Origin of the sequence: Aliivibrio sp. S3MY1 (assembly GCF_028765575.1) — a bacterium.
GTDB lineage: Bacteria > Pseudomonadota > Gammaproteobacteria > Enterobacterales > Vibrionaceae > Aliivibrio.
The window spans coordinates 1-603 of sequence record NZ_JARACO010000111.1 but is presented as its reverse complement, the minus strand read 5'-3'; the positions used below and the strand labels follow the sequence as shown (position 1 = coordinate 603).

2 protein-coding genes are annotated in these 603 nt (G+C 36.0%); both read left to right on the top strand.

What is annotated here, in order from left to right; translation table 11 throughout:
• Positions 1 to 40 precede the first annotated feature (40 nt).
• The gene (locus tag PVK62_RS17495) at positions 41 to 319 is read left to right on the top strand and encodes a type II toxin-antitoxin system RelB/DinJ family antitoxin (RefSeq protein ID WP_017020218.1); all 279 of its coding nucleotides are present in this window, start codon (positions 41 to 43) and stop codon (positions 317 to 319) included.
• Positions 312 to 581, top strand: coding sequence for a type II toxin-antitoxin system YafQ family toxin (locus PVK62_RS17490; protein WP_122033201.1), 270 nt, complete (start codon positions 312 to 314; stop codon positions 579 to 581). Before PVK62_RS17495 ends, PVK62_RS17490 begins: the two co-directional genes overlap by 8 nt.
• Positions 582 to 603 lie beyond the last annotated feature (22 nt).

Below are 603 nucleotides of genomic sequence, written 5' to 3'. Positions count from 1 at the left end.
CAACTATGTATTACAATGTGTAACTTATTAAGGTGTAATTATGAGAAATGAAATGCTAAGTACCCGCATAGACCATGATACTAAACTTGCTTTCACTAGCATCTGCGGTGAAGTTGGCCTAAGCACATCACAAGCAATTAAACTGTTTGCTAAAGCTGTCATTAACCATGGTGGTATTCCATTTGATCTACGAGTTCCGCAACCAAATGAAGTTTCTGCGGCTGCGATGAAAGAACTTGTTGAAAATAAAGGACATAAAGTTAACTCTATAGATGAGATGTTTTCTGAGCTCACTGAAGGCAAAGTGACAAATGTATAACCTAGAATACTCAACCCAATTTAAAAAGGATTTTAAGAAGATAACTAAAATGCCAATCTCCGATATCATCGAAGTTGGCAATATCATCTCTAAATTACAAAGAAATGAAACATTAGACCCTAAAAATGTAGACCATTCTTTAACAGGAAATTGGAGTGGTTTTCGCGACTGCCATATAAAACCAGACTTAGTTCTCATTTATCGTATATTTGGTGAGCAACTACAACTAGCAAGAATTGGGTCACATAGCGATCTATTTTGAACCTGATACTGCATATAACGCC

What these genes read in the sequence shown, in the direction of transcription:
- PVK62_RS17495 (WP_017020218.1), top strand. Translation starts at nt 41, where the DNA reads ATGAGAAATGAAATGCTAAGTACCCGCATAGACCATGATACTAAACTT.
- PVK62_RS17490 (WP_122033201.1), top strand. Translation starts at nt 312, where the DNA reads ATGTATAACCTAGAATACTCAACCCAATTTAAAAAGGATTTTAAGAAG.